Source organism: Exiguobacterium sp. A1_3_1, from assembly GCF_048985645.1.
GTDB lineage: Bacteria > Bacillota > Bacilli > Exiguobacteriales > Exiguobacteriaceae > Exiguobacterium_A > Exiguobacterium_A indicum.
On the sequence record NZ_WBYY01000202.1, the window covers coordinates 1 to 5,407 of the forward strand.

The window sequence follows — 5,407 nt, forward strand, 5'->3', positions numbered from 1 at the left end:
GTCGCAGCTTCTGTCATCACACCGTCTGAAGCCGTCTATCTCGTCCGAGAACGCGGAAAACTCATGAATCAAGTCACGGGTGGAACGATGGCGGCGGTCATCGGCATGAATGATGTCGAGGCAGCCCATCACGCGGTCGAATCGATTGCGGCAACGGGAGAGATCGTACAGATCGCCAATTACAACTGTCCTGGGCAATTCGTCATCTCTGGACAAATCGCAGCGGTCGAATCCGCTACAGCGAAGTTAAAAGAGCTCGGAGCAAAACGTGTCTTACCGCTTGATGTATCAGGTGCGTTCCATTCGTCGCTCATGACACCATTCGCACCACGATTCGAAGATATTCTCGTCTCGTCACCGTTTGAAGCGGCGAAGACGAAATTCATCTCGAACGTCGACAGTGCGTTCCACGATCAACCAGACGAATTGATTCGTTTGCTCGTTCAGCAGCTCTACTCACCGGTTCGATTCGAATCATGCGTTGAGCGTCTGATCGAAGAAGGTGCGGATACATTCATCGAGTTTGGTCCATCGTCTCCGCTTAGCGGTCTCGTGAAACGAATCAAAAAAGATGCGAAGATCATCAGCATCACGACACTTGAGCAATTGGAAGCGGAGGGAATTCGTTGAGTAAAGTAGCACTCGTCACTGGCGCGTCACGCGGCATCGGAGCTGCCATCGCGAAGCGATTGGCAACAGATGGTTTCCGTGTCGTCGTCAACTATGCAGGAAGCACGGACAAGGCGGAAGCAGTCGTCCGTGAAATCAAGGAAGCAGGCGGAGAGGCACTCGCGATTCAAGCGAATGTCGCTGAAGCAGATGCTGTCAAACAGATGATCAAACAGACGATCGACACGTTCGGTCAACTGGATTGTGTCGTCAATAATGCCGGCATCACGCGTGATGGTTTGCTGATGCGCATGAAGGAAGCGGATTTCGATGCTGTCATCGATACGAATCTGAAAGGGGCGTTTCTCGTCACGCAAGCTGCGACACGTCCATTGTTAAAAACAAGCGGTCGTATCATCAACATCGCATCAGTCGTCGGTATTTCCGGAAATCCAGGGCAAGCGAACTATGTCGCAGCGAAAGCGGGTCTGATCGGGCTGACGAAATCCGTCGCACGTGAACTCGCGAGTAAAGGTGTCACAGTCAATGCCATCTGTCCAGGCTTCATCGAGACGGACATGACGGATGAATTGACGGAAGAACAGCGGAACCTGTCACTCGGGCAAATTCCGTTGAAACGCTTCGGTCAAACGGACGATATCGCTTCACTCGTCAGTTTCATCGCTTCAGATGAAGCGCGATACATCACAGGACAAACTCTTGCCGTCGATGGCGGCATGACGATGTAACACAACTAACGGTAGTACTTTGCCAAATCGGCAATCATCTTATATACTCAACTCATGGAGGGATTTTAAAATGACAAAAGAACAAATCTTAGTAGACGTACAAGAAGCAATCGCAGAAAAATTAGGAAAAGAACAAAGTGAAATCACACTTGATAAATCGTTCAAAGACGACCTCGGTGCTGACTCTCTCGAAGTCATGGAACTCGTCATGGACTTAGAAGACAAGTTCGAAATCACGATCGAAGATGAGCAAGCAGAAAACTTGAAGACTGTCGGCGATGTCGTCAACTACATCGAAACACAAGTCTGATCATTGAAGCTGACCCACCGCAATTTGCGGTGGGCTTTAGCTGTTTAGGAGGAACTATGACGAATCAAAAAGGACGTCGTGTCCGAAAAGGACCCTATGTAAAACGACGCAAGGATGCTCGGACGCTCGCTCAAATCGAGCAGAAATTCGAAGCGTTACAAGAGCGCCTGAATATTACGTTTTCTAATGTCGAGCTATTAAAACAAGCCTTCACGCACTCTTCGTTCGTCAATGAACAACGCGAGTCTGAAGGGGATAACGAACGCCTAGAATTTTTAGGGGACGCTGTCTTAGAGTTGACGGTGTCACGCTATCTATTCGAACACTACCCGGAACGTTCCGAGGGGGAATTAACGAAATTGCGAGCGGCAATCGTCTGTGAACCGTCACTCGTCCAATTTGCGAATCACTATCAGTTTTCCGATATGATTCTGTTAGGTAAGGGGGAAGAACTGACCGGTGGTCGGAATCGTCCAGCCTTACTTGCGGATGTCTTCGAATCCTTCATTGGCGCCTTGTATCTTGACCAAGGCATCGAAGCAGCCGAACGATTCCTCGCCGAAGCGGTTTTTCCGAAAGTGGCGACAGGCTTTTTTGAAGAACAGACAGATTTCAAGAGTCAATTGCAGGAAGCGATTCAACGTGTCGGCTTAGGTGTCATCGAGTATGAAATCATCGAGGAGCGCGGTCCGGCGCATAGTCGGGAATTCATCTCGCGTGTCCAAGTCGCGGATGAGCTGGAAGGGATCGGGACAGGCCGATCGAAAAAAGAGGCAGAGCAACAGGCGGCAAAACAAGCCTTACTTGAATTAAAGAAACAGTTTTAAGTAACAAAAGGCCGACCATCTCTCGAATGCGTGAGAGATGATCGGCCTTTATCGTGTGAAGTTCGCTTGATTAGACAGTTTTGAGGGATTTCAGTTCGTCGACGATCGCATCGACCTCTGCAAGTGATAACGAGTCGCGCATCATGACGAACTCATAAATCTCTTTTAAGTCCTCGTTTTTTGAGCCATCGAACTGTTCTGCTTTAATGACCCCTTTGTTGATGATGTTCAATTTATCTAAGATCGCTTCAATCATTTGTTCAATCGTCATCGTGTTATTCGCTCCTCTTCTTCTTGTTTCGCGTGATACTACCTTAAAACCTATCATGTTGCTAGCGTTTCGGCTATGGTAAACTGAAAGAAATTCAAAAGAAATTTAAACATACGGGTGATCAAGATGTACTTAAAACGAATTGAAATCAATGGCTTCAAATCATTTGCCAGTCGAACTGAATTAGAATTCCTTCCGGGTGTCACGGCAGTCGTCGGACCGAACGGAAGTGGGAAATCAAATATATCGGACGCTGTCCGTTGGGTGCTCGGAGAACAATCTGCGAAGTCACTGCGCGGGGCGAAGATGGAAGACGTCATTTTTGCCGGCAGTCTGTCTGAACACCGGAAACAATTTGCCGAGGTGACGCTCGTCTTAGACAACGAGTCGGGAACGGTTGCGTTGCCGTATCAGGAAATCAGTGTCACGCGGCGTGTCAGCCGCAACGGAGACAGTGATTATTTTTTAAATAAAAAACCATGTCGCCTGAAGGATGTCCTTGATCTGTTCATGGACACAGGCTTGTCGCGTGATGCTTTTGCAATCATCGGACAAGGGCGAGTTGAACAAGTCATCTCCGGTAAACCGGAAGAACGCCGTGCTGTCATCGAGGAAGCAGCAGGCGTCTTGAAGTATCGTCATCGCAAGAAGCAAGCCGAGCGGAAATTAAGTGATACGGAAGCGAATCTATCGCGTGTCGATGATATTTTATATGAACTTGGCGGACGAATCGAGCCGTTACGTGAACAAGCGGCGCTCGCGAAAGAGTATCTCGTCGCTCGAGAACGGCATGATGTCCTCGAGCGTGGTATCTTGGCGCATGAAATCACGACGTATCAGACGGAGCTCGAAACACTAGCGCGTGACATCGCACAATGTGAAGAACGCCTTGCGTCTCAAAAGACGACTTACGAAGAGACCGTCTTGTCCCGAGAGAATCAAGAATCGACGCTCGAAGAAGAACGACAACAAGAAAACACGTTGCAGGAGCAACTTCGACATGTCTCGACGCGACTTGTTGAGATCCAAGGTGCCCTTAACCTAGCGAAAGAGCGTGAAAAACACGGGACCGAGACGAAAGAGCGACTCGAACAAGAGGTTGCCGTCGTCGAAGAACGCGTCAAGGAACTGGAACTCGAACTGACCGCTTTACAGGAACGCCAAGCAGAAGTCGATCAGGAAGCAAAACGGATCACGGCTGAACGGGAAAGAGCCGATCAAGCACTGACACAAACTGATCGTGATTTCGATAAGGAAGCCGAAGTATTACGTTCGGAAGCCTTTGAAGTGGCGAGTCGATTAGCTGCGACGAATAATGCCTATAATCGAGCGAAGCAAGATCTCATGCAGGCTGAAGAACAACAACGTTCATTTACGGCGGACAGTGGTACGAAACAATCGACGCGTCGTCAACTCGAGGAAGACGTCGCTCGACTAGAGGCGGATGTCGCTTCGATCCGGACGAAGTTGGACCAAGCAACGGAAGAAGAGACGACGGCACTTGCAGCACGAAATGAACAACAACATGCGTTACGACAAGTCGAACAGTCCGTTGCGGATTTAGAGCGACGTCGGCATAAGACGGAAGACCGGATTGAATTCCTTGAATCCGTCAAAGCCGACTATAGCGGTTATTTTGGTGCCGTGAAGACGATTTTAAAACAACGAGATCAGCACCCAGGTATCCACGGAGCGGTCGCGGAGTTGATTTCGGTTCCGGCGCGGTTTGAAGCGGCAATCGAGACAGCGCTTGGTGGGTCGATGCAAAACATCGTCGTTGATACCGATGCGACAGGACGTCGTCTGATCCAGGAGCTTCGGCGATTAAATGCCGGTCGAGCGACGTTCATGCCGCTCGCCTCACTCCAAGCACGCGAAGTCAATCGTTCAGTACGAGAACAAGTCGGTGGAATGTCTGGGTTCGTCGGGATCGCAAGTGATCTCGTGACGACAGACGAGACGTTGACGAAATTAAAGATGAACTTGCTCGGTACGACACTCGTCGTCGAGTCACTTGAACAGGCGAACCAAATCGCCCGTTCGACAGGACATCGCTATCGTCTCGTCACGCTCGAAGGAGATGTCGTCAACGTCGGCGGTACGATGACCGGTGGAAGCCGGAAAAAAGGTACACCATTGTTCAGTCAATCGCGCGAACTTGACGAGTTAAAAGAGGGACTGACGCGTGGGCAAGCGGTCATTCGGGAGCAGATGCGCCGCTTGGAAGATCTGAGAGCGGCGATCCAGACTCTTGATGCTACGGCTCGGACACGGACAGAAACGATTCAAGCATTACAAGGGCAACTCGAACAATCGCGCGATACGTTAGCAGATGCGAACCGTCATCTCGCTGTCATGACGTCTGAATTGTCGGTTGAAGATCGACAGATGGCACGTGTACTCGAACAAGAACAGGAAGCACGTCGGATCATCGAGACGTCGGAAGTCGAGATCGCAAAATGGACGGAGCGTCAAACAGAGCTCAGACAAGCCTTAGATCGTCTCAAGGATGCGCAAGCCCGTGGTGCCGTCACAATGGACGAACTGAAGAAGGAACAAGCAGAAGCAGTTCTCGAAGAGCGGACGATTCAAATGAAACAAGCGCAACTTTCGCAAGAGATCGAACGCCTGACGGAACAGG

6 protein-coding genes are annotated in these 5,407 nt (G+C 49.9%); 5 read left to right on the top strand and 1 reads right to left on the bottom strand.

What is annotated here, in order from left to right; genetic code table 11:
* The 4 genes from F8N00_RS15955 to rnc all read left to right on the top strand — a co-directional run.
* The coding region (locus F8N00_RS15955) for an ACP S-malonyltransferase (protein WP_421018560.1) at positions 1-630 on the top strand (630 nt) is incomplete at its 5' end.
* Positions 627-1,358 (top strand): 3-oxoacyl-[acyl-carrier-protein] reductase, encoded by a 732-nt coding sequence (fabG, locus tag F8N00_RS15960; protein WP_035396763.1) that lies wholly within the window; start codon positions 627-629, stop codon positions 1,356-1,358. The genes F8N00_RS15955 and fabG, both read left to right, overlap by 4 nt.
* A 70-nt stretch (positions 1,359-1,428) precedes the next feature.
* Entirely contained in the window at positions 1,429-1,668 is a 240-nt protein-coding gene (acpP, locus tag F8N00_RS15965; protein ID WP_029342095.1) for an acyl carrier protein, read from the top strand.
* Positions 1,669-1,724: 56 nt separating this feature from the next.
* Positions 1,725-2,495, top strand: a complete 771-nt coding sequence (gene rnc, locus F8N00_RS15970; RefSeq protein WP_023468747.1) for a ribonuclease III — start codon at positions 1,725-1,727, stop codon at positions 2,493-2,495.
* Positions 2,496-2,565: 70 nt separating this feature from the next.
* On the opposite strand, the gene F8N00_RS15975 is transcribed toward rnc, so the two are convergent.
* The gene (locus tag F8N00_RS15975) at positions 2,566-2,766 is read right to left on the bottom strand and encodes a DUF1128 family protein (RefSeq protein WP_023468746.1); all 201 of its coding nucleotides are present in this window, start codon (positions 2,764-2,766) and stop codon (positions 2,566-2,568) included.
* A 126-nt stretch (positions 2,767-2,892) separates the two neighbouring features.
* On the opposite strand from F8N00_RS15975, the gene smc reads away from it, so the two are divergent.
* The coding region (gene smc / locus F8N00_RS15980) for a chromosome segregation protein SMC (RefSeq protein WP_421018561.1) at positions 2,893-5,407 on the top strand (2,515 nt) is incomplete at its 3' end.